Source organism: Streptomyces lancefieldiae (genome assembly GCF_031845825.1).
Lineage (GTDB): Bacteria > Actinomycetota > Actinomycetes > Streptomycetales > Streptomycetaceae > Streptomyces > Streptomyces lancefieldiae.
Window position 1 is genome coordinate 1 of the sequence record NZ_JAVRFH010000198.1, and the last position, 1723, is coordinate 1723.

The 1723-nt window shown below is 72.5% G+C and carries 2 protein-coding genes; both read right to left on the reverse strand.

Features of this window, described 5'->3' with window-relative positions; genetic code table 11:
- Positions 1-777 (reverse strand): AlbA family DNA-binding domain-containing protein (locus RM812_RS41560; RefSeq protein ID WP_311586126.1); only part of this gene is annotated, 777 nt, incomplete at its 3' end.
- A 128-nt stretch (positions 778-905) separates the two neighbouring features.
- The coding region (locus RM812_RS41565; RefSeq protein ID WP_311586128.1) for a hypothetical protein at positions 906-1723 on the reverse strand (818 nt) is incomplete at its 5' end.

The window sequence follows — 1723 nt, forward strand, 5'->3', positions numbered from 1 at the left end:
GCCCAAGCCCTCACCGAGCTCGTACGGCAGGCCGTTTCCGAAGCCGGACCCGGTGCTGGGCTGCGCGTCGGCCAAGGGCTGCCCGACCGTGAGCGGGAGATGAGGGCGGCCTACGAGCAGCTCGCTGACGCGGGGCTGGGGGAGCCGACCGGGGAGGCGTGGGCGCAGGGCGCGGCCGCGCTGCAGGATCTGCGGCACGAGGTCGACGGCGAACCAGGCTGGGTGCTGTGCCTGGTGCCCGGGCGCCCCCCGGTCGCCGTCGCCGAGCCGGTCTGGCAGGCGATCGTCGAAACCGGCCGGCGGGCTCCGGGCGGTCAGGATCCGCTTGCGGCCGTCGGCTTCCCCCGCGCTCCCGCGGGCACGAACGCTCCGTGGGTGATCCCGGCCGACGCCCGGCGCGGGGACCTCGATGAACAGCACCCGCTCGCTGTCGGCACCGGACCAGCCGACGCGCACGCCGCGGGGAGTGGGGGTGATCCGCTGGCGGATCAGCTTGCGGATCTGGTCCACGTTCACCGCGGTCGGGTCGAGGCCGACGATGTGGTCCAGGACCTCTGCGTCGTGCTCGACGCGGGTGGCGATGCCGACGATGATGACCCCGCCGCCCCCGTTGGCGAACGCCGAGACGTCCTTCGTGAGCTCCTCGACCGCCTTGGGGTCCGCAAGCTGGTACGGGCCGCTCTTCGCGTCGAGCCACTGCGTCTCGCGCAGGCCGAGCAGAGAGCCGGGTTGGTGGGCCTCCAGCGCGGCCAGGGCGCTCTTCAGATCGTTCAGCACCCCGGCAGTATCCATCGCGGCACCAGGCTCTGCGGCCGGGTTGCCCACGTTCATGAGCGCCCTCTGTGCAGCCCGGCTTCACGCAGCAGTGCTTGGCTCCGTCATCGGACGATCGAGGTGTTCCCGCCTCATCTGACGCCCCCGTGGCCCGGGCGATCGGTGGCCGGGCTGCGGCCCTCGGGCCCTTCATGCTGCGGTGGCGCGCTTGGCGTAGCTTCCACCCACCGGGGCACGGCGGGGATGGCGAGCGCAGCAGCTCCGAGACTCGTCAGGTTCCACCGCCAACCGCGGCCGCCTCGCGGGGAATCGGTTGCCTCAGCGTCACTCTCGACCCAGCCTCGGGCGTGCAGCCGTTTCATCACGGCGGTCACCTTCCGGCCTTGGTCCCCGCCGGGGCTCCGGCTCTGCTCGCTGGTGTCCCGGATCTCGGACCCCTGGGCGTGCTCGACGGTGAACACGGCTCCGGCTTCAACTCTCTCGAGCTCCTGGCGCTCCTTCTTGGTCGGTGGTTCGGGCCCGTCGGCGGGCCGGGCCACCGCTGCGGCGTGGACGCAGCGGTGGCACGTCGCGTGGGCGTCGACGGGGTCGCTCAGGGCCATGAGGTTCGTGTGGGTGATGCCTTCGCAGAGCGCCCGCCCGGCCGGGTGCTGTCGGCGGGCGCCGGTGAGCAGGTCGATGGCTGCGGCGGCGTGCCGAAGGGGGGCGTCCAGCATGGAGTGGGCGTCCGTCCGTACGGTCAGGTCGAACGGCGTCGCGGAGGTGATCCGCTCCCACAGCTCCCGTTCCCTCTCCTTCCGGCGGCGCTGCTCCTCGGCAAGTTCCTGCTCGTAGCGTGCGCGCGCTTCACGCTGGTCGATCTGCAGCACTGGTTGCCTCCCCGGCATGTGGTTGCCGACGAGCATGCAGGTGCGGCCACCGGGCGGCCAGCGAGTCGCGGATTCCCGGA